Source organism: Corynebacterium sp. HMSC06G04, from assembly GCF_001807365.1.
GTDB classification, from domain to species: Bacteria; Actinomycetota; Actinomycetes; order Mycobacteriales; family Mycobacteriaceae; genus Corynebacterium; species Corynebacterium simulans.
In genome coordinates, this window is the sequence record NZ_KV788617.1 from 34,816 (window position 1) to 58,796 (window position 23,981).

15 protein-coding genes are annotated in these 23,981 nt (G+C 59.1%); 9 read left to right on the top strand and 6 right to left on the bottom strand.

The window, feature by feature from the left end; genetic code table 11:
• Positions 1–39 precede the first annotated feature (39 nt).
• Positions 40–1,587 (top strand): glycerol kinase GlpK, encoded by a 1,548-nt coding sequence (gene glpK / locus HMPREF3158_RS07130; protein ID WP_062043075.1) that lies wholly within the window; start codon positions 40–42, stop codon positions 1,585–1,587.
• Between the two features lie 121 nt (positions 1,588–1,708).
• On the top strand, positions 1,709–2,545 hold the full coding sequence (locus tag HMPREF3158_RS07135) for a Cof-type HAD-IIB family hydrolase (RefSeq protein WP_062036802.1): 837 nt from the start codon (positions 1,709–1,711) through the stop codon (positions 2,543–2,545).
• A gap of 35 nt (positions 2,546–2,580) precedes the next feature.
• Here HMPREF3158_RS07135 and HMPREF3158_RS07140 read toward each other — a convergent pair whose 3' ends face one another.
• Positions 2,581–4,752 carry an N-acetylmuramoyl-L-alanine amidase gene (locus tag HMPREF3158_RS07140; protein ID WP_070497862.1) on the bottom strand — a complete coding sequence of 724 codons (2,172 nt, stop codon included), beginning with the start codon at positions 4,750–4,752 and terminating at the stop codon, positions 2,581–2,583.
• A gap of 204 nt (positions 4,753–4,956) precedes the next feature.
• On the opposite strand from HMPREF3158_RS07140, the gene glf reads away from it, so the two are divergent.
• Positions 4,957–6,153, top strand: coding sequence for a UDP-galactopyranose mutase (gene glf, locus HMPREF3158_RS07145; protein ID WP_070497864.1), 1,197 nt, complete (start codon positions 4,957–4,959; stop codon positions 6,151–6,153).
• A 280-nt stretch (positions 6,154–6,433) separates the two neighbouring features.
• Positions 6,434–7,924: an ATP-binding protein gene (locus HMPREF3158_RS07150; RefSeq protein ID WP_070497985.1), complete on the top strand. Its 1,491-nt coding sequence runs from the start codon at positions 6,434–6,436 to the stop codon at positions 7,922–7,924.
• On the opposite strand, the gene HMPREF3158_RS07155 is transcribed toward HMPREF3158_RS07150, so the two are convergent.
• The 4 genes from HMPREF3158_RS07155 to HMPREF3158_RS07170 are packed head-to-tail and all read right to left on the bottom strand — an operon-like array spanning position 7,921 to position 16,005.
• Positions 7,921–11,139: a type I restriction endonuclease subunit R gene (locus tag HMPREF3158_RS07155; RefSeq protein ID WP_070497866.1), complete on the bottom strand. Its 3,219-nt coding sequence runs from the start codon at positions 11,137–11,139 to the stop codon at positions 7,921–7,923. The two genes, HMPREF3158_RS07150 and HMPREF3158_RS07155, sit on opposite strands and share 4 nt — an antisense overlap.
• 33 nt (positions 11,140–11,172) lie before the next feature.
• Positions 11,173–12,327, bottom strand: a complete 1,155-nt coding sequence (locus tag HMPREF3158_RS07160) for a restriction endonuclease subunit S (protein WP_070497868.1) — start codon at positions 12,325–12,327, stop codon at positions 11,173–11,175.
• Positions 12,327–13,958 carry a class I SAM-dependent DNA methyltransferase gene (locus HMPREF3158_RS07165; protein ID WP_070497869.1) on the bottom strand — a complete coding sequence of 544 codons (1,632 nt, stop codon included), beginning with the start codon at positions 13,956–13,958 and terminating at the stop codon, positions 12,327–12,329. The genes HMPREF3158_RS07160 and HMPREF3158_RS07165 overlap by 1 nt, the downstream gene beginning before the upstream one ends.
• Positions 13,959–14,010: 52 nt before the next feature.
• Complete coding sequence (locus HMPREF3158_RS07170) at positions 14,011–16,005, bottom strand: hypothetical protein (RefSeq protein ID WP_070497871.1); 1,995 nt, start codon at positions 16,003–16,005, stop codon at positions 14,011–14,013.
• Positions 16,006–16,525: 520 nt separating this feature from the next.
• On the opposite strand from HMPREF3158_RS07170, the gene HMPREF3158_RS07175 reads away from it, so the two are divergent.
• Positions 16,526–17,068, top strand: a complete 543-nt coding sequence (locus HMPREF3158_RS07175) for a three-helix bundle dimerization domain-containing protein (RefSeq protein ID WP_070497873.1) — start codon at positions 16,526–16,528, stop codon at positions 17,066–17,068.
• 8 nt (positions 17,069–17,076) lie between these two features.
• On the opposite strand, the gene HMPREF3158_RS07180 is transcribed toward HMPREF3158_RS07175, so the two are convergent.
• Complete coding sequence (locus HMPREF3158_RS07180) at positions 17,077–18,387, bottom strand: hypothetical protein (protein WP_070497875.1); 1,311 nt, start codon at positions 18,385–18,387, stop codon at positions 17,077–17,079.
• A gap of 210 nt (positions 18,388–18,597) precedes the next feature.
• On the opposite strand from HMPREF3158_RS07180, the gene HMPREF3158_RS07185 reads away from it, so the two are divergent.
• The 4 genes from HMPREF3158_RS07185 (at position 18,598) to zomB (ending at position 23,975) form a co-directional block, all read left to right on the top strand.
• Positions 18,598–20,577 (top strand): glycosyltransferase, encoded by a 1,980-nt coding sequence (locus HMPREF3158_RS07185; RefSeq protein WP_070497877.1) that lies wholly within the window; start codon positions 18,598–18,600, stop codon positions 20,575–20,577.
• Positions 20,567–21,094 (top strand): phosphatase PAP2 family protein, encoded by a 528-nt coding sequence (locus HMPREF3158_RS07190; protein ID WP_061925049.1) that lies wholly within the window; start codon positions 20,567–20,569, stop codon positions 21,092–21,094. Before HMPREF3158_RS07185 ends, HMPREF3158_RS07190 begins: the two co-directional genes overlap by 11 nt.
• A complete protein-coding gene (locus tag HMPREF3158_RS07195; protein WP_062036823.1) occupies positions 21,091–22,086 on the top strand; it encodes a decaprenyl-phosphate phosphoribosyltransferase in 996 nt (331 codons plus the stop codon). Before HMPREF3158_RS07190 ends, HMPREF3158_RS07195 begins: the two co-directional genes overlap by 4 nt.
• A gap of 128 nt (positions 22,087–22,214) precedes the next feature.
• A complete protein-coding gene (gene zomB / locus HMPREF3158_RS07200; RefSeq protein WP_371326201.1) occupies positions 22,215–23,975 on the top strand; it encodes an arabinofuranosyltransferase AftB family protein in 1,761 nt (586 codons plus the stop codon).
• Positions 23,976–23,981: the final 6 nt, after the last annotated feature.

Consider the following 23,981-nt stretch of genomic DNA (forward strand, 5'->3'; position numbering starts at 1 on the left):
ATCTCACCGCATCTTTGAAACTACGCAAGGAGTAAATCCATGAGCGAAAACAAGTTCGTAGCAGCAATCGACCAGGGCACTACGTCCACCCGCTGCATCATCTTCAACCACGACGGCGAGCAGGTCTCCGTCGGCCAGTTCGAGCACGAGCAGATCTTCCCGGAAAAGGGTTGGGTTGAACACGACCCGAAGGAAATCTGGGACAACACCCGTCGCGCCGTCGGCGAGGCTTTGGCCAACGGCGACGTCTCCGTCGAGTCAATCGTTGCGCTGGGCATCACCAACCAGCGCGAGACCACCGTCGTGTGGGATAAAAACACTGGTGAACCGGTCTACAACGCAATTGTTTGGCAGGACACCCGTACCACCCAGATCTGCAAGGAGCTGGCGGGGGAGGAAGGCCCGGACAAGTGGCGTCGCCGCACCGGCTTGGTCATCAACTCCTACCCGGCAGGCCCGAAGGTCAAGTGGATCCTCGATAACGTCGAGGGCGCTCGCGAGCGTGCCGAGGCTGGTGACCTGCTCTTCGGCACCATCGATACTTGGCTGCTGTGGAACCTGACCGGTGGCGCCGAGGGCGACGGCGACCAGCCGCCAGTTCACGCAACCGACGTCACCAACGCATCCCGCACCTTGCTCATGGACATCGAAAAGCTCGAGTGGGATGAGGAACTGTGCAAGGAGATGGGCATTCCTACCTCCATGCTGCCGGAGATTCGTCCTTCCCTCAGCGACTTCCGCACTGTGCGTGCCCGCGGCTCCCTGGCTGGTGTGCCGATTCGCGCCATCCTCGGCGACCAGCAGGCAGCAATGTTCGGCCAGGGCTGCTTCCGCCCGGGTTCTGCAAAGAACACCTACGGCACCGGCCTATTCTTGCTGCTGAACACCGGTACCACCCCGAAGTTCTCCGAGAACGGTCTGCTGACCACGGTGTGCTTCCAGCGCGAGGGTGAACGCCCTGTCTACGCGCTCGAGGGCTCGGTCTCCATGGGTGGCTCCCTGGTGCAGTGGCTGCGCGACAACCTGCAGATGATTCCGAACGCGGCCTCCATCGAGAACATGGCCCGCTCCGTCAAGGACAACGGCGGTGTTTACTTCGTGCCGGCCTTCTCCGGTCTCTTCGCACCGTACTGGCGCCCGGATGCCCGCGGTGTCATCGTTGGTCTTACCCGCTTTGCTAACCGTAATCACATCGCCCGTGCGGTTCTGGAGGCAACTGCCTACCAGACTCGCGACGTCGCCGATGCCATGGTTGCCGATTCCGGTGTGGAGATCACCGAGCTGCGCGTCGACGGCGGCATGACGCACAACGAGCTGCTCATGCAGTTCCAGGCGGACATCCTGAACGTCGAGGTGCACCGCCCGAAGAACGTGGAGACCACCGCAACCGGTGCTGCTTTCGCCGCTGGCCTGCAGGTTGGCTACTTCGAGGATCTAAAGAGCCTGGACACCGGCAGCGGTGAGTTCAAGGTCTGGAGCCCGAAGATGGATGAGGAGGAGCGTTCCAACCTCTACAGCGAGTGGAAGCGCGCCATCAAGCGTTCCCTGGCTTGGGAAGACTCTGAAGACGATGACGTCATTCAGTAGGCAACCCTCCCGCTAGCTCTCGATTAGCTAGCGCGCTCTAGGTCCCGCATCTTTTTGGTGCGGGACCTTATTTCTTGCAGGAGGTGCTAATTGCCTGCGGGCGCGAAGTAGACTGTGGGGCATGGTTGATTCCTTATGGGCGCCGCGCCTTATTGCCAGTGACATCGACGGAACTTTGTTGGATAAGAACCATCGCGTCACCAAGCGAAACCGTGAAGTAATAGCCCGAGCCGTGGCTTCGGGTGCGTACTTTGCGCTTTCCACCGGGCGCCCGTTCCGCTGGATTGCGCCCGTGCTGGAGCAGCTGCCCGTCCGCCCGGTATGCGTGACGTCGAATGGCGCCGTCATCTACGATTCCGCGGAAGATAAGCTCCTCAATGTGCACGCGCTCTCGCCCGCGGCCATCACAGACGTCATCGCCGTGGCGCAGGAGGTACTGGAGCCGCTTGGGGGAGCAGGCTTCGGCGCGGAACGCGGCGGGACTTCACTCGCTGATCCCGTGGAGGAGCTTTTTGTGGTGGAGCCCCACTATTCCGAGAACGCGCTTTTTGACGGCTTTGGGGTCGTTTCCATTGATGAATTAGCGGCTGAGCCCGCGGTGAAATTGCTTATCCGTAACACGCAATTTAGCGCCCCTGAACTCTACGATTTGATTGCTCCGCGGGTGGACCCAACGGTTGCCCATGTTACCTATTCGATGACGGAGGGCATCCTCGAAGTCGCTGCCCCCAACGTGACCAAGCGCAAGGGCGTGTCCTGGCTGGCGGAGAACTTCGGCATCGAACGTAGCGACATAATCGCTTTTGGGGACATGCCCAATGACATCGAAATGCTGTCGTGGGTGGGGCGCGGCGTCGCCATGGGCAATGCGCATCCTGCCGTGAAGGAGGCCGCTGACGAAGTCACCATGGCCAACCATCAATCGGGCGTGGCAAAGGTGCTAGAACAATGGTTCTAGCATCTTAATCCTGCAGGGGCTGACACCCCTGCCAACTAGTCGGTGAAGACGTTAATCTTCTCGGTTGCTGGGTCGTACTGGATGTAGCCACCCTGGAAGTCCACGCGGATTTCGCGGCCGTTGCCGGTGGAGACCTCGTCGGAGGTCGGCAGGCCGAGTTTGGTGGAGTTGTCGCCTTCGGACCAAGCCTCAGCGACCTTGCCCGTCAGGGCGTGGGTGCCCGTTTCCTTGGAAGAGAGAACGACGCCGTTTTCAAAGAGCTGGGAGACAATGCCCGCCTTGAAGTCCGGGCCGCCTACTGCGAGGCCGAGAACCGGGCCGAAGGCGTTCAGGATTGCCGTCCAGGACTGCTGCAGGCTCGGGTTGCCGGAGATCTGGACGACCTTGGAGACAATGTTTGGAATCTCCGAGGTGGTCAGGCCACCGACGACGGTCTTATTGCCGTCGACCTTCTGGCCCGAGCGAGCCAGGAATATGCCGACCAAGGTTGCGGCGATACCGGCAACCGCCTGGACTACTGCAACCGGCACCTGGACGCCGCCCAGGGAGGAGGTAGCGCCGTTCGTACCGGGGTTTCCGCCGGTGGTTCCGCCGGTGTTTCCACCCGGATTATTGGTGCCCGGCGTCGTGGTACCGGGGTTCGTGCCGGTGTTGGTGCCAGTGCCCGTGGTGGTGTCATCGTTGGATGGCAGCTGCGCACCGGAGCCGGCAGTGCCGTTCTTGATGGACTGGTATTTGCGGTAGGTTGCCTCACGGATATCGCCCCAGCGCTGCACCGCGTACTGGCCCGGGCAGGCGGTGTAGTGCAGGTCATTGTGGCCGTGGAAGGTCGGAACGTGAGCAACCGTGCCTGCTGGGAAACGGGAGCCACCGAAGCCGCCGGAGACCAGGTCGGTGTAACCCTTTGGATTGATGTTGGAGATCGCGGCCTTCCAGCCGGCGATTTCCGCCACGGAGTTCAGCATTGTCTCCGTCGGTGCTGCGGTCTCGTAGTTACCAATCATGGAGATGCCCCACGTGTTGGTATTGAAACCGCCAACGTGTGCGCCCTGCACGGCCTTATCGAGGCCGCCGTAACGGCCCTCGTAGATGGTGCCGTATTTATCCACCAGTGCGTTGTATCCGATATCGCACCAGCCCAGGTTCTGCGCGTGGTACTGGTAGATTCCGCGCACCTGCGCTGCAGCATCAGCCTTGGTGTAGTTGTTGCTGCCCGCGGTGTGGTGCAGGGTCAGTGCCTTAACGCCGTCGTCGTAGTCTGGCCCCATGCAGCGCTTAGACTCGTCCGCACCCCAGCCTGCGCGGGAGACGACCTTTGGCATGCCGTCGGTGACAGCGGTCTGCTCGATAGCCTCGCCAGCCTGCGCATTGCCGTCAATGAAGACAGCCTCCATGCCCTCGGTGCTGGTGTTGTTTGCCGACGCGCCGGAATCCTGTGCGTCAGAATCCTGTGCGCCGGAATCCTTAGTGTCCATCTCCTGCACGTCAGCCACCGGCGCAATGTTACCGACGTTGTACGGCAGCGGCGCCGGTTGCGGGTTGGCTGCTGCTTCCGCGGCCTGTTCAATCACGGACTGATTGGAGTCCTCCGCCGGTGCGGAAGCAGGCGACTGGCTTGCCGACGCCGCCGGTGCCGAGGTTTCCGGTGCCGCGGACTCTGGGGCCTGCGTACCGTCTTCTTCCACGGGGGTTTCCTCGAAGCTCTTGTCCAGGTTGGTGCCCGAGACAAGATCGACGTTGTTGATGGAAACCTGCACGTCGTTGGTGGTTCCTGTGTAAATCAGCTCGGTGCCGTTAGTGGCGTTCGGATCGTCGTTGGTATAACCCGAGTTGTCCATGTCGTACCACTGCGACCACGAACCGTCCGCCTGCTTGGCGCGCACGAAAGCGGCGACGTCACGAGCGCCCTTCCAGGTCACGGCGAACATGGAGAAAGGCTCGTCCCGGTGGAACTGCTTGACGGCGCGGGGGCCGTCGCCTTCGCCCTGGGCAGAGATAGCAGCGTCGTCGACCACAACGGTTTCGCCGTCGCCAAAGCTCGTCGAGGCGGAAGCTACTTCGATGGGGCCGGAGCCGTTTTCTTGGGTGCGCAGCACTTGGTGGCCACCGAAGGCGGCAGCCGCAACCATCGAGACAGAGGTGACAGCAGCGATGATCGGAGTGGACCACTTCGACTTGGTAGGAACGAGACGGCGTCGTAGTTGCACGTTATCTCCCTTGAGGTTTTGCGTAACGCGTGCGGGTGGTTTAGACAGCTCAAACCGAATTACGAAAGTTAACAGTTGCGCAAAATGTTACTTATGTTGTTTCTGTTAATTCTGTTCCGACACGCGTCAAAAGCGCATTCTTGATGAAGTTCTTTGTGGGTGTCATCCCCGGCGACAAGGGCGATCTCCAATAAGGTGGGGTACATGACTTCTTATGACCTCATCGTTGTTGGATCTGGATTCTTCGGCCTGACCGTTGCAGAACGTGCGGCCTCTCAATTGGGCAAGAAGGTGCTCATCGTCGAGCGCCGTAACCACCTGGGCGGCAACGCCTACTCGGAGGCGGAGCCGGAGACCGGCATCGAGGTGCACAAGTACGGTGCGCACCTGTTCCACACCTCTAACGAGCGCGTGTGGAACTACGTCAATCAGTTCACCGACTTCACGGACTACCAGCACCGCGTCTTTGCTATGCACGACGGCACCGCGTATCAGTTCCCAATGGGTCTGGGCCTTATCAATCAGTTCTTCGGCAAGTACTACTCGCCGGATGAGGCACGTCAGCTCATCAAGGATCAGGCCGGCGAGTTCGACGTTGATGAAGCTCAGAACCTGGAAGAGAAGGCCATCGCTCTTATTGGTCGTCCGCTCTATGAGGCATTCATCCGCGATTACACCGCAAAGCAGTGGCAGACCGACCCGAAGGAGCTGCCGGCGGGCAACATCACCCGCTTGCCGGTTCGCTACACCTTCAACAACCGCTACTTCAACGACACTTACGAGGGCCTGCCGGTAGACGGTTACGCGGCATGGCTGGAGAACATGGCAGACCACGAGCTTATCGACGTCCAGCTGGACACCGATTGGTTCGAGGTTCGCGAACAAGTTCGCGAAGAGAATCCGGATGCGCCGGTTGTGTACACCGGCCCGCTGGATCGCTACTTCGACTTCTCTGAGGGCGAGTTGGGCTGGCGCACCCTGGACTTTGATCTTGAGGTCTTGCCGACCGGCGACTTCCAGGGCACCCCGGTGATGAACTACAACGATGCTGACGTTGATTACACCCGCATCCACGAGTTCCGCCACTTCCACCCTGAACGGCAGGATAAGTACCCGAAGGATAAGACCGTCATCATGAAGGAGTACTCGCGCTTCGCCGAGTCCGGCGACGAGCCTTACTACCCAATCAACACTCCAGAGGATCGCACCAAGCTGGAGGCTTACCGACGCCTCGCAGCGGCCGAGGCAAAGGAGAACCAGGTTCTCTTCGGTGGCCGCCTGGGTACCTACCAGTACCTCGACATGCATATGGCCATTGCTTCCGCGCTGAGCATGTTCGACAACAAGCTGGCCCCGTTCTGGAACGAGGGCAAGGCCCTCGAACAGGAGCGCGGCCACTAAGCCGAACTTCGTCAACATAACACTTAATACTCAATACACCACCCAACACTCCACCCAACACTCCACACTGTGGAGTGTTGGGTGGAGTGTTGTATGTAGTGTTATGTAGTGTTGCGCAGACCGGAAAAATTATGATTGACCTGCGTGATCGTTCCGTGCTGTGGGGATTTCGGACGAGGAACACGTGCGAACACTACACAACACACCACAGTGTGTGTAGTGTTGTGTGTAGTGTTTGAGGGTGTTCAGGAGCGTTGAGCGCTGATAGGGGTGAGTGATTGTGGTCTGGGACGATGACCAGGTGGAGATCGCCGAGATCATTGGAAGCCTGCGATCTCAGGGCACCGATACGCGCGCCGTAGAGGTCAAGGCAGCTGTGGGAGGTTTTCCCAAGAAGCTCGTTCGCTCTATCTCTGCCTTTGCTAACGGGACCGGTGGAATCATCATCTTGGGGCTGGATGAAGACAACGGGTTCGTTCCGGTACCAGGCTTTGATGCTACTGCCATGGCGGATGCCCTGGCTGGCGCATGTGCAGACCTCGTGACTCCGTCGGTTCGCGCCCAGATCGACATTGTTGAGTGGGAGGGCGCGAGCATTGTCGTTGGCACCATTCCCGAATGTGCTCCTTTTGAGAAGCCTTGCTGGGTCGTTTCTCAGTCGAAGTATCACGGCAGCTATATCCGGGTCCATGATGGGGACCGCGTACTAAAGCCATACGAGATCGACCGGCTGGAGGAAAACAAGACCCAGCCGGAATGGGATCTGGAGCCGGTTCCGGATGCTGACATCGACGATCTGGATCCTGACATTGTGGCCGAGATCTTGGCCCGCGAGCGCTCCATCCATGAACGCATTTTTGGACGGTTGAGCGATGAAGAGGCGATGTTAGCGCTCCACCTGATTACCCGGAACGACAACGGAAAATTAGTGCCAACTCTGGGCGGGCTTATGGTAGCGGGCACTTACCCACAACAGTTTTTCCCGCGGCTCAACGTGACCTTTGCAGCATATCCCGGCACCGATAAATCGGCCGGGATGGGCAAGCAGCGCTTCCTCGACAACGAAAGTCTGGTGGGGCCCATTCCGGTGCTGGTCGCGGATGCCGTGCGGGCAGTCCGACGCAATATGCGCGTAGGAGGCGTAATCGAGGGAGTCTTCCGTAAGGACTTGCCGGATTATCCTCCGGAGGCTGTGCGTGAGGCAGTCGCTAATGCGCTTATGCACCGTGACTATTCGCCGCAGGCGCGGGGCACGCAGGTACAAGTGAACCTGTATTTCGACCGGCTGGAGATCCTCAACCCCGGTGGTCTTTATGGAACGGTCACCGTTGATCGATTGGGCACTGCGGGTATGTCTAGCGCGCGCAATCAGCATTTGTCTGCGTTGCTGGAGGTGACTCCTGCCGGTGACGGAGATGGGTACGTTGCGGAAAACCGTGGTACCGGATATATCGAGATTCTCGACCAACTGGAGCAGCAGCTGCTGCCGCCGCCGGTACCACGGGATTCATTAACTGAATTTGAACTCACCTTTGCGCGGCGAAATCCGACTACCCCGGAGCGCACCGCGGCGTTGGGTGGCGGAACCCGCGGGCGCGTGCTCGACTATCTTCGCGAACACAGGACAGCGTCCAGCCGCGAATTGGCAGGGGCTGCGGGGCTGTCCCTCAACGGCGTGCGCAGGACCATTAACGAACTTGTTGAGGAAGGCGTCATCGTGCGCACTGAGCCGCTGAAGAGCCCGAAGCAGCGCTATCGGCTGCAGGGCTAATCACGGTGTTCAACGTCACTTTGTTCGCGCGCCGCCGCTGAATACCTTGGCGCGAATTTCTCCATCTGTTCAAGCACGAGCTTGATGGCCTCCGGCGCCTTGTCCGGTGGATACTTGTAGTCGCGTAGCAACCTGCGGACCGAGCGTCGTAGTTTCGCACGTACGTCATCGCGTACTGTCCAGTCGGTCTTTGCGTCGCGACGCAGCATGGAAACGAGCTGCCGTGCGATTTCAGCAAGAACTTCGTCGTCCATGAGCTCGGTTGCGGATTCGTTTGTCGACACCGCGTCGAAGAAGGTGAGCTCGTCATTGCCTAGTGGCGGGGTGAATTGTTCACCGCGTTTGCTTTCCTTGACAATTTCCTTGGACAGGCGGATGAGTTCGGCGATGATTTCAGCGGCCGTGAGTTGTTGATTCGTGTACCGATTCATCAGCTCGGTGATTCGCTCGGAGAACTGCTTGGAGCGCAGCTCGTTGTTTCCTGTGGCGGTGTGGGCTTCCTGCTGGAGCTGGCGGCGCAACGCATCGATGAGCAACGAGACCTCAGAGGGGGATTGCTTGTCCTTGAACAGGTCGACGGTGAGATCTTGCAAGTTCGGAATCTCAATCCCGGCCTGGCGGTAGATGTCGATGACACCGGTGGCCTCAGCCGAATCAACGACCAGCTTGCCTAGGGCGTTGCGGATGGAGTCGCTAATCGGCTCGCCATTGGCCACGCGGTCGCCCGCATCGAGCTTGATGAGCCAGTTCTTGACCTCGGAATAGAACTGCACGCTCGAACGGAATTCATCGGCGGCAGGGCTGTTGGACGCTAGTGCCCATGCACGCGCGAGCCTTCCAGCCTGACGCTTGAACTCATCAGCGACGGGACGCGCGTTTGGCTTCTCGGGGTCGTAGTTGCCTTCGGTTCTTGGATTGCGAAGGAAACCAGTGACATCGAGCAAGGCACGGCGAAGGTTGCTGGCGACCGAGAGATCCGTGTTCTTCCAGTCCGTTCCCACGATGGCATCGAGACGAGCCAGGAATCCCTTCGCCAGATTGAGCGCTTCTTCAACGTCCTGGCCTGTGACCTTCGTGCCGTCGTCGGAAGGGTTAAGGGTGAACTCAGCCAGCGCCTTCTCCAGGTTCTCAACCAGCGGTGCGTAGGCGACAAGGAGGCCATCCTGTTTGTCTCGGAACGTGCGGTTGACGCGGGCGAGCGTCTGCATCAGCAGCGCGCTCTTGAGCGAGCGGTCAATGTAGAGCGTGTGCAGCGGCGGTGCGTCGAAGCCGGTGAGCATCATGGATTGGACGATGGCGATTTCCAGCTCGTCGTCGACGTCCTTGATGCGGTTCTTCACGGCTTTGAGCGCGCTCGGACGGCGCATGTGGACCTTGAGCTCCTCAGGATCCGAAGGCGCTGCAGAGTAGATCACCTTGATTTTTCCCTTGTCATCGGCATCGTTATGCCAGTCCGGTCGCAGCGCCACGATCTTGGAGTAGAGGCGCGCTGCGATGGAACGCGTGGCGGTGACAATCATCGCTTTGCCCGGAGCACCGATGAATTCCCGCATGTTCTCGCGGCGGTCTTCCCAGTGGCGAACAAAGTCCTCAGCGAGCGCATCCAAGCGGTCGTCGGAACCGTAAATGATTTCCAACGCGGCGACGGAGCGCTGAATCCGGTCGCGCTCCACCTCGTCGAGACCCGTGAGCACTTCCTCGGCAGAGTCATCAATATCGTCATCCGTGATTCCAGCAATGCGCTTGAGCGGGATGAGGCGCGGCTCGAAGTAGACGGGTACCACGGCGCCGTCCTCGACGGCGCGGTTCATGTCGTAGACATCCACGTCGTCACCGAAGACCTTGCGCGTATCGCGGTCCCATTCCTTGAGCGGGGTACCGGTAAACGCCAGCATGGTGGCATTCGGCAGCGCATTACGCAGGTGCTGTGCGTAACCATCGGCGGCGGTATCGCCAAAGCCATAGTGGGAACGGTGTGCCTCGTCGACGATGACCACGATGTTGCTCCGGTCAGAGAGCAACGGGTGCTCGGTCTCACGCAACTTACCCTGGCCGTTCAAGCCAAACTTCTGGAGCGTGGAGAAGTAGATGCCGCCGGAGGTCTTCTGCGACAGCAGCTCACGCAACTCAGCACGCGACTCGATATTGCGCGGTGCCTCCGGCAGGATGGTGGACCGGTTGAAGGTCTCGAAGAGCTGCTCATCTAGCTCGGTACGGTCATTGAGCACAATGACGGTCGGGCTGAGCATCTCGGACCGACGCATAATCTTGGCGGTGTAGAGCTCCATCTCCATGGACTTGCCCGCACCCGTCGTGTGCCAGATGACGCCAGCGCGCTTGTCGCCGCGCGCCGCCGTGATCGTGGAACCCACAGCCTTGGTGACCGCGAAGTACTGGTGCGGCTTCGCGATGCGCATGACTAGCCCCTCGGCCGTGTCATCGAATGCCGTGAAGTCGCTGTAGAGCTGTCCAAAACGCTCCACATTAAACAGACCATCAAGCAACAGATCCAGCTGCGTGACCGGCTCGCCGGCCACAACCATGTTGTCGGATGGGACAGGACGGCCGTCTTCATCTACATTCCAAGGTGCGAAGTGGTTCCACGGCGTAAACGGAGTGCCGTACTTTGCGCTGATGTCGTCCGAGGGAATCACGATATTGGCGAAGCGGAAAGCCATGCCGAATTCTTGAACGTAGGTCTGCAGCTGGTTGTACGCGCCCTCGACGGAGGTATTCGCGCCCGTCTTCTTCAGCTCGATAAACGCCAGCGGCATGCCGTTGACGTAGCAGACCACATCAAAGCGACGTTCCCCATCAAGGTTCGCAACGGTGACCTGGTTGAGCGACAAATAGTCGTTCTGGTGCGGCTGTGAGGACAGGAAATAGATGGTGGGGTTCTGAACGTTACCCTCGTGGTCGATGTACTCGATACCGCGGTAGCCTTCCACCAGAATCTGGTGAATGCGCCGGTTCTCCGCAATCGCGGACTGCGACTTCGGAGTGATGACCTCACCAATCGCCTGGTCGAGGTATTCCTCCGGTACATCTGGGTTGAGGTTGCGCACCGCATTGCGCAGACGCCCGCGCAGCACGATGTCATTCCACGTGTCGCGCTCGCCGGAGCCCGGCGCAAAGTCCGGGCCGTGGCCGGCCTGCCATTCCAGTTCGGCCAGGTGGTCCTGGACAATGAGCTCGAGGGATTCTTCGCTCAACATGTGCTTCTCCTTAGGGGTGTAGGGGTAGGGTGCTTAGCTTTCCGATGCCGCCGTGCCTGCAACGTCCGCAGCCTCCTCCGCTTCACCGACTGTGATCCGGCCGCTCATGAGGAGGGGGAGGAGCTCGTCGCGGGTGCGGGCGAGAACTTGGTTTTCATTTCGAAGCGCCGTAGCCTTCTTGAGGAGCGCGTCCGCGAGCTGCCTGTACTCTGTCAAAGCGCTTTCTGAGGGCCAAGGAACCGCAATTTCTTTGAGATCGCCGACTGCAATTCGTTGGCGTCCCGAGGTACCGGTTAGCGCTTTATACCCAAATCCTCGGAACTCAGGACTAGCGATAATGGCATGGATTGCAGCGGCAGGGATGCCTTCCTTGGGACGGAAGACGATGTACTCGGTAGAGCCCATTCCCACTTCGTCATCCTCCAGGAAGTCGACAATTGCCATCTTGCCGTTCTCAAAACACGGGGTGATGCGCGCGAGAAGGACATCACCGTTTTTGAACTTGGTGCCTCCCTTAGTCGCACGGCTTGCCCAGTGGTCCACGATCAATCCGAATTCCGGAAGGTCCTTCATTTCCAGGAAACTGCATTCACCACGATGCGGCTTCGGCATGCGAGGATTGACATCAGCGATACTGGAAATCGGCTGAGTCGAACTAGCTCCGGTGCTGGTGATGGCGTGCCATTTTGCGTGTAGTAGAGCATGTATCTTTTCAATCACCAGTCGGTTTGCAACTATTTTGTCGTCGATGGCCGACAACAGCTTTCCGATTCTCTCCTCGTCGCCTCGCGAGAATTTCGGGACCTTGATGGAGCTGAGGCTGGCCTTGCTCAGTTTTGGCTGAGCCGAACCAGTCACGTAAGCAGCGATGTTCGTGGATTCGATTGCATATCGGAAGAACGTGAGATGTTCGCGTGATACGCCGCCTAGCACTTGGAGGTGGTTATTAGCCCAGAATTTTCCATCCTGTACCCAGGCGATGGGGAGTGAACGCGTAAGCAGGTTGGCGCCGTCTTCGCTAACGCACAGGTAGGAGCCTTCGTGAGTGAACCCCTCCACATAATCGACTGTGCCCGATGCGCCTAAGTAGGGGAAAGGGCCAGGGACTCGATCACTTGATTTGACCGGTCTGCGCGCCTCGTTGAAGAACTGAAGCACCTCACCGATGTTTTGTTGCTGTGTAGCCATTACTTCAACCTCCCCAGCTGTTCGCGCACAACCTTGTCCAGGCGGGCGGCATCGTCAAGCGCGGCGGTGAGCTCGTTGGTGAGGCGGGTGATTTTCTCGTCGATGGGCTCGTCATCTTCCTCGGCTTCGGCGAAGCCGACGTAGCGGCCGGGGGTCATGGCGAAGTCGGCGTCGCGGATGTCGTCGAGGGACGCGGACTTGCAGAAGCCGGCGATGTCCTCGTAGGCCTCGTCCTTCGGAGCGGAGGTGCGGCCGCGCCACAGGCGGAAGGTGTCGGCGATCTTCTGGATATCCTCGTCGCTGAAGGTGCGCTCCGTGCGGTCAATCATGTGGCCGAGCTCGCGGGCATCAATGAAGAGCACCTGGTTGGTGCGGTCGATGGTGCCTTTGGAACCGGCCTTCTTGTCCTTGGCGAAGAACCAGACGCAGACCGGGATCTGCGTGCCGCGGAAGAGCTGTGCAGGAAGTGCGATGACGCAGGAAACGATGTCGTCTTCGACCATGGCCTTGCGGATATCGCCTTCACCGGAGGAGTTCGACGTCATCGTGCCGTTGGCCATGACAACGCCGGCCTCACCCTGAGAAGTGAGCTTAGAAATGATGTGCTGCATCCATGCGAAGTTGGCATTGCGCTTGGGCGGGACGCCGTACTTCCAGCGAGTGTCTTCCTCGTTGCGTGACCAGTCCTTGATGTTGAACGGTGGGTTGGCCATGACATAGTCCATCTTTTTATCCGGATGAATGTCGCGGGCGAAGGTGTCGGCCCAGCGCTCGCCGAGGCCAGCAGAGCTAATGGCGTGGATGGCCAGGTTCATCTTGGCCATGCGCCAGGTGCGTTCGTTGAGCTCCTGACCGTAGATGGCCAGAGCAGTGCGGTCCTTCTCTGTGGTCTCGAGGAACTTCTCTGCCTGCACGAACATGCCGCCTGAGCCACAGCACGGGTCGTAAACGCGACCCTGGGTCGGCTCCAGGATTTCTACGAGAGTGCGGACGACGGGGCGCGGGGTGTAGAACTCACCGCCACGCTTGCCCTCAGCACGGGCGAACTTCTCGAGGAAGTATTCATAGACCTCACCCAGCAAATCGCGTGCGCGTTCCGGACCCTCCGCAGTGAAACGCGTGGTGCTGAATAAGTCGATGAGCTCGCCCAAACGACGCTGGTCAACGCTATCCGAGGCGAAGTTCGTGGGCAGGGTACCTAATAGCGACTCATTGTCCAGCATGAGCTGCTTCATCGCGTTATCGATGAGCTTGCCAATGGACTGGTACTCCTGGCCGGCGTCGGCCGACTTGCCCTTCGAGTTGTCACGCAGGAAGGACCAACGAGCGATGGGGTCGACCCAGAAAACGTTCTTCTCACGGTAAGCGTCGATATCCTCCAAGTCTTCCTGGATGTACTCTTCGCTATCTCCGCGCTCCTCGCCTTCGGCACGCAGCTTCGCGCGCCGGGCATCGAAAGCATCAGTGACGTATTTGAGGAACACCAGTCCTAGGACGATGTCCTTGTACTGGGATGCGTCCATGGAACCGCGCAGCTTGTCTGCTGCCTTCCATAAAGTGTCCTTGAGCTCTTTGAGGGTGGTGGCGGAGGCAGACTCTACGTTCTGCTCATCCTTGACCGAGTTAGTCATTTTTCTCCTTAAATATAACGGTGTTTGTGCGTTTGAATGTTGAACTCTGTTATTAGCCTGGCGGGGATTGCGCACGAGATTCAGCGACGGTGACAGCACCGGTACCTATCGACATGACGAGGCCGTGCTCAAGTTCATCGAGGCTATGTAACTGTTCTAAGAGCTGTTGGCGTCGTGCGCGGAGCTGGTGCTCCACCGAGCCGAGGTGCTTCGCATTCCCACGTGGAAAGACGGGGAAGTACACCGATCCCAACTCGGAGGAGACAGCTTCGTTAATAGCCTTCTCTACGAGGTAGGGAATGCAGACCTGTTCCAAGGGAGTGTGGCTGCGTCCACGGAAGGCGCGGCATCGTAGTGCTTGAGCCGGTGCAGTGACTAGCTTGCCGCCTTCCTCATCGATGAGCGCGCGTGGTCTTGGGCTCTTGATGAAGACCACGTCCCCTGGTTCTGTGAGGGTGCCGCGCGGTGCAATGTCTTCCAGCCGGAGACGATCGATGCAACGTGTGCCCTGTGGAATGCTTCCCAGAATTTCGGGTTCACCGATGAGTTCCAGTTTTGCTACTGCTTCAGGGGCGAGATCACGTTCGGCAATGCGGGAGCCGCTGAGTTTCTGCAGCACCCCAGTGCGAGCGTTGGTCGCGGCCTTCCACGGTAGGTACTCAAGGCGCGTTGCCCCCGATTCAGCGCGCATACCAATCTTTGGCGGCGCGTCCTCCAACCCTGCTGAACTGATGTCTAACCCTGCTTGATGCGCGGTGTGCATGAGATCGGCGGCGGAAGACGTCGACGTAGAAGAAAAGATCGAGTCATCGAGAGAATGAGTACGACTGCGCCAGGCATCAGCGGCGCGAAGAATACGACCGCGGACAAAAGTGTGCTTGCGTGCTTCATCCGGTGTGGTGAGCATGGTTGCCCAGTCTGAGACGAGACCGGGTGTCTTAAGGTCCGGCACGTCAGCGATAACGGCAGCAGCATCGGCAGGGTTGCCTATGGCCTCGCGATTAGGGCGCTTGAGAATCCATAGTGCGCCCTGCTGCTGTCCGCGGCCTGGAAAAATGCCTCGGGGCAGCCGTGCACTGTAACGCAGCGGTGCAATTGCGCCGGTTTCAGTCGGTGCGAGGAAACGCCGTCGGACGACCTGCGCTAACGAGTCCTCGATAAGCATGTCTGCGGTGGAAATGCAGAACATTGCGCCGCGTTCGTTCAAGTTGTCGAGCAAGTTCTGGAGGTGCTCGAAGTATTCGGGCGCATTTTTGAGAGGTGAAGGAGCGGCGAGGACGATGAGAGAATTCGCTGGGATCTCCTCGTTAGCGTCGATGAAATCCACGCTTCGGCACGCTAGTTCGGCCCAATAGAGAGAGTCTGGTGCGCAGTCCTTTCGATATCCGATGTTGAGCGCCGGCGTTTCTTCGAGTTCCCGGGCGAGTCTAGTGACGAAACCTAGGCTGTATTCATCAGTAGGGATGATAGGTGGAGTTGGGTTCTCTAGCGTGAGGGCTTCCGATACTGCTTGCATAGCGCGGGAAGTAAATCGGGAAGAGAGTGTTACCTGGCGCTGAGCACTGAGGTCATCTGCAAGACGGGTGAGCGCGGCCGCGGGCCCGAAAGCTGCCTCGGCTACCTGCTCTGCTGCTTTTGCGATGTCAGCTTCAGAGGTATCAGAAGGAACGTTGTCTGCTGCGCGCTGGTACGCCGCGCTAAGAGAGTCGATTACTGCAGCAGAGGGCGAAAAACCCTGAGGGGAGGAAGCCGTGTTGCAGTTCAAAAGGCTCAAGGCCGCGCGTGCCGGATTGCGGAGCAGCATTCGGTAGAGCGAAGAATAGAAGAGGGCATCTTCAACGGCTGTGTCGCGGCGGCCGAGCTTAGTGGCTCGCAGCCAGTCTTGAATTTCGGTGATGGCGTAGTAGGGGTGGCCATCATGTTCTCCGCAAGGGGAGGGGAAAGGCGCGATGGATTCTGAGTTAAAGCGCTGAATCCACTCGTTGACCGCGGGGCGCGTAACGTCGGTCAGCCGGGCGACATCGGCGAGTGTCAGTGTTGCGGTCACTTGAGGCCTCCTTTCATAGGGTAGTGATGGGGAATAAGGGCGAGCGGTCATCGCTGACTGCTCTGTCCAATACGTTAAATGAACTCGAGTAAAGTTCCCAGCTTTCAGTCTGTTAATCGTCCTGAAGGGGGCTTAAGGCTGGTTAATTAATGCTAAAAGAGTGTTACCGAGATTGGTTTGGTTGTGTGGGGATCGGGCTTCAAAAGCGCATGACTTGCTGACGTGTTCGGTCAGGTCCGGTGCTAAAGCGGGGGATTGATGCGCACTCTGTGGCCGATTTCCTGCTTGTGAATGTGTTGGCTCGGGCTGTCTGTCGACGTCGAAATGTGCATGGTTATCGTCTCCGCGCTGAGCGTGTTCGACAACAAGCTGGCTCCGTTCTGGAACGAGGGCAAGGCGTTTTGTCGGTGCTTTGGCGGTTCTGCGCGAGCTGCGAGTTGGTGTTGAATGCGGGGCTAAAACTCCGTAAGGTTAACACTAGGTTAACAAACAGAGAACAGAAAGTGATTGGGTGAGTACCATGACGCATCTCAATGATCACCGCCTCGCGACCTTGCGCCAGGACCTCCACGACCTGTACGGCAACGCTCACGCTGCTGCGGAAATCGACGCCGAGGTAGACGTGGCAATCGCGCGCCATACTGCCGGTGCAACGGTCGAAGAATTCATCCCTGTTCTGGTTGAACGTGAGGTAAAAGATTACTTCGGCGAGCACCGCCTTCACGTGCGCTTTTCCGCTGGCGCAAATCAGGCCTTGGCACAGGAAGTTGTAGAGCTCGCCAAGAAGTATGCTGGCGACGCCTTGCTTGTCGACGCCGCGGCACCCCACGAGGAAGCCGACCCCGAAGGCCGTATGGTCGAAATGCCTGATTTCATCGTCTACCTAGGCCGCGAGATTCCGCGCGACGAGCCGGGCAAGGACATCAAGATCTGGGACATCGCAGAGGCTAACACCGAGGAAGAAAAGCGCGAGCTGCACGACGACCTCGGCGCCCGCGTGCTTTATATGTTGGGCAAGCTGGGTATCGAGCCAGTAAGCGATAAGGCCCCTGTCGAGGCCTAATCTCACAACTAGAAGCGATAGGCCGGTGGCAGGTTCGCAGAAATAGCGTTGTTGGACACCCAGAACTCGGCGTAGTTATAGGGCATGTAGTGCGTGCCCATGCCTGGATGCCAATCCTGCTCGCCTAGTTGCGGCGGGACTGCCCGCTGGTGATTGAGTTCGCCGTGGGCATAAAGCCGCTCGGGCAGCGCGCCGATGATGGGCCGGTAGTCGGCGAGAAGGCGCGCGAACTGCGCCGAGAAATCCGCGCGAGAAAGATCCTTTTCCAAGATCTCAATGCGCTCGAGAAGGGCGCTGATCGCGCTCGTCGCCGGAAGGTCTCCGCTTTCTGCCACTGCAGAAGCTCTCTGCATATCTGCTTTCAACCATCCCAACTCAGTTGACCGCGTGAGTTTTTCGCCCTTAGCCATGCGCTGGAGATCATCCAGCTGCGCCTTCGCAGTGCTGAGTCGGTGCAACTGGCGGTAACCCTGCGTAATTGATCCGCTGTGTTGGAAAAGTAGGGAAGTGCTAGCCGAAGGATCCATCGAATCCAGTGCCACAATATTCGGCTTTACCTGGCGATAGTCAGTCTTGATCTGTTCCCATTGAGCCTTGAAGGCTTCGTTAATCAGCGGGGTATTAAGTCCCGCGACGATTTTGTCGCCCTCGATGATGAACTTTGTGGCAGCCGGGAGGGTACCACGGTTGAAATCCAGCTGTTTGAGGAGTCGACGGGCGGTTACCCTGCGCGAATACAGAAATGAAGCCACGAGCATCGCGACCGCTAGCACTGACATCGCGATGAAGATGCTCCAGCCCGGAAGCCGTGTAGTCGATTTGCGGTAGATAGAGGGATCGCCCGCAGCCTTGGCCGCCAAAAGCAGGCCGACGGTGTAGTTGCCGCCCCGCACCGGCGCTTCCATCTGGTCCAGAATACCGTTCAGGCGCCCGGGCTCTTCGATGGAAATCGCTTCGCACACGTCATTACTGCAACGGGCAGTCGATGACATTGGATCCAAACCAACGCCGATGAGCAGCGTTCCTTCCCTAAGACTGCGCCCATCCGTGTTTAGCAGGCCGCGGGCGTTGTCTCGCAGGTATTCCAATGCATCAGTCGATACATCCTTGTGGTTGTGCTCATAGGTGAAGTACAGAATCCGGCTTACCTCAGGAGGTAGGTCCAGTTCCTCCGATTCCTGGCGCAGAGTTGATTCATCCGAGGGCGAAAGCAGATTACCTTCATCAAAAATTTCCACCGTGGGCGTAGCGGCGTGTGCCGTTGCTGGCAGCGTCACCAGCAAGAAAGCTACGGCGAGTAGCTGGAAGAGATATTTCATTAGATAAAAGAGTCCGCTCTTAAAAGATGGAGAATGCGAGCGCATTTATGGCTCTTTAGGCTCGGATCAATCGTAGTGCTCACGGCCGGATTGTATTAAATACGCGTCACTGCAGCCATGAATCCGTGTGGGAGCGAGGTTATCGGCCACAAACCACTAGGCTGTTTGACTGAATATTGTCATAAAACCGTTTGGAGAATCGAAGTAATCGTGACTGCCAACAATCCCTCCGCCAGCGCCGCTGGCAGCGAAACCCGCGTTTTCGAACCTGTTCAGCGAATCTTGCTGCCCAAGCGCGGCGAGCCTTTTGACGTCCGGATGCTCTATCTCATCGAGTCCGAGCAAAACCGCGAGCGCCTGAGCTGGACCAACCGCACTGCGGTGACGATTCCAGCGGGTGAAGAGGCTTCTTTCGAGACCTACTTCAACGCTTTCCCTGCTTCCTACTGGCGCCGCTGGTCCCAGCTGAAGTCCATCGTGCTCTCCCTCGAGCTCGAAGGCCAAGCCAACGTGTCCATTTACCGCTCCAAGCAGGACGGTCAGCGCATCTCCGTGGCCAACCACCTGGTCGGCAGCGGTCACCATGACTTCGAACTGCCGCTGAAGAACTTCGAAGACGGCGGCTGGCTGTGGTTCGACATCACCGCAGAGAAGGAAACCGTCCTTTCTAATGCGGCATGGTGCGCACCGCATGCCCCACAGGCACAGATCCTGCCCGATGGCACCGAACTGCCGGCTTCGGAAAAGCGCGTTGCCGTGGGCATTCCTACCTTCAACCGCCCAACCGACGCCGTCGCAGCGCTGCAGGCTCTCGCCGAGGACCCAGTGGTTGACGGCATCATCGACTACGTCCTAATGCCGGACCAGGGCAACCAGCACCCAGCAGACGAGCCAGGCTACGAGCAGGCCGTCGAGCACTTCGGCCCGCGTTTCCGCGAGTTCCGTCAGGGCAACCTGGGCGGGTCCGGCGGCTACTCCCGCATCATGTACGAGGCGTTGGAGAACACCGATTCCCCGTTCATCCTCTACATGGATGATGACATCGCCATCGAGCCTGACTCCATCCTGCGCGCAGTTCAGGCCGCGCGATACGCCGCAAAGCCGATCATCGTTGGCGGACAGATGCTGAACCTGCAGGAGCGCTCCCAGCTGCGCACCACCGGCGAGCAGGTCAACAAGCACGACTTCATGTGGGGCGGGGCGCCGCACGCGGTCTACGACCACGACTTCGCCAAGTACCCATTGCGCGCTATTGGCGACGCCCAGTCGCACCTCGACCCACGCAAGTACGACTCCCGCGCTTTGCACCGCCGCGTCGATGTCGAATACAACGGCTGGTGGATGTGCCTCTTCCCGCGCGTCGTAGCTGAGACCAACGGCCAGCCGCTGCCGCTGTTTATTAAGTGGGATGACACCGAGTACTCCCTGCGCGCAGCCGCTAACGGCTTCCCAACCGTGACTTGGCCAGGCGCTGCCATCTGGCACATGGCGTGGGCGGACAAGGACGACGCCATCGATTGGCAGGCGTACTTCCACCTGCGCAATCGCCTCATCGTCGCTGCGATGTACCACGACGGCGACGTCAAGGGCATTACGAAGTCCATCTTCAAGTCCACCCTCAAGCACACGATGTGCATGGAATACTCCACCATGGCTATCCAGCTGGAAGCTATGAAGGACTTCTTGGCCGGCCCAGATCACCTCTTCGACATCCTGGAATCCTCCCTGCCGCGCATCGCGGAAATCCGCAAGAACTACTCCGATGCCGTCATCATCGAGTCTGCCGACCAACTGCCGGCTCCGACCGGCGCGCCGGGCGTACCGACCCGCAACATCGGCGGCCGCCTCGGCAAGGTCAAGAAGCTGCCATGGCTGCTGAAGTCCGCAAAGCACCTGGTCACCAAGGAAGACCGCGCGCACTACGAGGCGCCGCAGCTCAACCTCACCCCAGACGAGGCGCGCTGGTTCACCCTGTCCCGCGTGGACTCCGCAACAGTTTCCACCGCAGGTGGCACCGGCGTGGCCTTCCGCAAACGCGACCGCGATCTGGCCACCGACCTCGTCAAGCAGACCCGCGGCCTGCTCAAGGAGATCGAGGAGAACTTCGACGATCTGAAGGCGCAGTATCGCGCCGCGATGCCGGAGCTGACCTCCCGCGAATCCTGGAAGAAGGTATTCGATGCCCAGTAAGCTTTCTGTAGCTGAATCACACGTTCTGGAAAGCATCCAGAACGCAGCTTTCGACGTTCCTGGAGTTGTACCTGCCGCCCGCGGCCTTAGCCACTTGGGTGAGCATGCCCTGGGCTGGATGGGAACTTCCGCTCTCATGTACGTGGTCAATCGCGCGGACAAAGCGAAGGCTCGCCAGTGGGCATACGTCGGCGCGAGTGCTTTTACTGCCCATGCGGCCAGCGTTGTGTTAAAGCGCATCGTTCGCCGCAAGCGTCCCGATTACCCGTACGTGCGTGTGGGCGTGGCAACGCCGTCTAAGCTGTCGTTTCCTTCTTCCCACTCGACGTCGACAACCGCGTTCCTCGTCGCCGTCGCACATCTTTTGTCCACCCCAGCGCCGCTTGTCGGCGTGCCCGTGATGATGGCTTCGCGTATGGTGCTCGGAGTGCATTATCCAACGGATACCGCGGTTGGAGCTGCGATCGGCGCAGTCACCGCAGAGGCATTAACCCGCTACGAAAGGAAGACCGCGTGAGCGATTCCCACCACGACGACGGTACGCAGCGCGTGTTCCACTCTGAACCGCATACCGCAGGCATCGACACTGGCCGCAAGCGTAAGCCGCCGAAGAACCTCGCCGACGGAATGGTAAAGGCCCTCCGCCCAAAGCAGTGGGTCAAAAATGTCCTCGTCCTCGCTGCTCCAGCAGCAGCGGGTGCGGACGCACTGTTCCATTCGCGCGTGCTTCTCGACGTCCTCCTTGCCTTCATCGTCTTCTGCATGGGCGCGTCCTCGATTTACCTCATCAATGACGCACGCGACGTCGAAGCTGACCGCGCGCACCCGACCAAGCGTTTCCGCCCGATTGCCGCCGGCGTCCTACCGGTTGGCCTGGCCTACGCCATGGCGGCAGTGCTCATCGTTGGCTCCATTGCTTTGTCCTTCCTGGCCACCGCTGGCCCACAGCTGGCAATCGTGATGGCTGTGTACATCGCTTTGCAGCTGGGCTACTGCTTTGGCTGGAAGCACATGCCGGTTATCGACATCGCGCTGGTTTCCTCTGGCTTCATGCTGCGCACAATGGCCGGTGGCGTTGCCGCGGGCATCGTCTTGTCGCAGTGGTTCCTGTTGGTTGCGGCATTCGGCTCGCTGTTTATGGCTTCCGGTAAGCGCTACTCCGAGATTCTTCTTGCGGAGCGCACCGGCGCCAAGATTCGCAAGTCCCTCGAGGGCTACACGCCGACCTACCTACGCTTCGTCTGGACCCTTGCGGCTACCGCTTTGGTCATGTCCTACTCGCTGTGGGGCTTCCAGCTTTCCAACGCCGCCGATGGCCCAGCTGGCGTCTGGTACCAGGTTTCGATGGTTCCGTTTACCATCGCTGTGCTGCGCTATGCCGCTGACGTCGACCGTGGCAATGGCGGTGCACCTGATGAAATCGCCCTGGAAGACCGCGCACTGCAAGTCCTTGCGCTCGCGTGGCTGGCCTGCATCGCTATGGCGGTCTACATCATGCCGATGCTGTAGAGAACAGGGTTCTCTGCAGGGGCAGGGCGCTCTACAGGAACGGAATATGACACCATAAAGAATGTATTCTGGCAGCACAAAGCTAGGAATATAACCAAATAAGATGGGTAATGTTAAACTTTTACCCCGTGAATAACACTAATAACAAGAATCTGGTCCGGCTCAGCGCCGCGGCATCGGTGATTGTTATTGGTGTTTTTTCTTTTTGGGGTGGCTTCGTACGCCGCTGGATTTCCGACGATGGCCTCATCGTCCTGCGCACCGTACGCAACCTCGAAGCCGGAAATGGCCCCGTGTTCAACATGGGCGAGCGCGTCGAGGCTAACACTTCCACGCTCTGGCAGTACCTGATTCTGCTGCTGCGCTGGATCACTGGCGCCGACCTCGCAGGCATTGCCATCTACTTAGGGCTTTTCTTTGCTGTCTGTGCGATGGCGCTCGGCGCATTTGCCACCGCTGGTCTTGTTTCGCGGGGCAAGAGCGCAACCCTCGTCGCTCCTGCCGGCGCACTGGTCTACCTCGCGTTGCCACCAGCTCGCGACTTTTTCACCTCCGGCCTCGAATGGGGCCTAGCCATCTTCTATCTGGCCGTGCTGTGGTGGATGCTGCTGAAGTGGGCTCGGGGCGTCGACAAGCATGCGGCGAATGCCAGCGACTCCATGCCATATTGGCTGGCTGTCTGGGCTGGTCTGTCCTGGCTCGTGCGCCCAGAGCTCGCTCTCTATGGCGGGCTGGTTGGTGTGCTGCTGCTGGCTGCCCACCGTAATTGGAAAGCATGGCTCGGCATTCTCGCTGCGGCGCTGCCTTTGCCGCTGGGCTACCAGATTTTCCGCATGGGCTACTACGGCCTACTTACCCCGCACACTGCGGTGGCGAAGTCCGCATCCGGCGCAGTGTGGAGCCACGGCTTTAACTATTTGGGCGACTTCGCTCTGCCTTATGCGCTCTACGTACCGCTCATTGTCCTCGCTGCGTGGGCGCTGTGGAGCCTGCGTCGTGAACTGCGTCCCAGTGGGTTTCGTACTCCGGCCACCGCAGCCTACCTTTTGCTCGCGGCCGGTCTTTTGCATCTGATTTATGTCCTGCGCGTCGGCGGTGACTTCATGCATGGCCGAATGCTTTTGTTGCCGCTTTTCGCTTTGCTGTTGCCGGTCTTCGTCCTCCCGTTGCGTTCGATTCTTGGGGGTCTAACCGCTGCTATCTGCGCAGTCTGGGCATGCGTGATTGTTCTGCGTGGGCATTCCGTTGACTGGGATGATTTTTCTGGCCCGCTCAACATCGTCGACGAGCGTGAGTTCTGGACGCATGCCACCAAGCGCCAAACCGGCCACCCGCCGCGCTCGCTGGAAGACTTCGGCCACATGCGCTTTATTGAGCACTACAAAGAGGGCATGGATGAGCTCGAAGCTGGCGACGCCCTTGCCGTTCTTTATGCCAAGAAGGGTGAGGAGGATGCCTATGGCTGGATGGGCATCGAACGAGACCCCAGCATTGATGAATTACCCACGGTCTACTTCATCAACATGGGCATGACTTCTATGTACGCACCGCTCGAGGTGCGCGTGCTCGATGACATCGGCTTGGCGACGCCGCTCGCCGCCCGCCAACCACGCATCGCCGACGGCCGCATCGGTCACGACAAGAGCCTGCCGACATATTGGCAGGCGGCGCAGACCGCGGTGGACATTGACGAGCTGCCATCCTGGTACGACAAGGAAGAAACCCGGAAGGCGCGCAAAGCCTTGCAGACTGAGGACTTCCAGAAGCTGTTTGCCACCTACAAAGATCCGCTTGATGCGAAGAGATTTTTCGAAAACATCAAATTCGCGCTAACCGACGGCCGCACCCTGACTTTTTCCGAAGATCCTGGCGATTACCTTGGGAAATGATAGGGG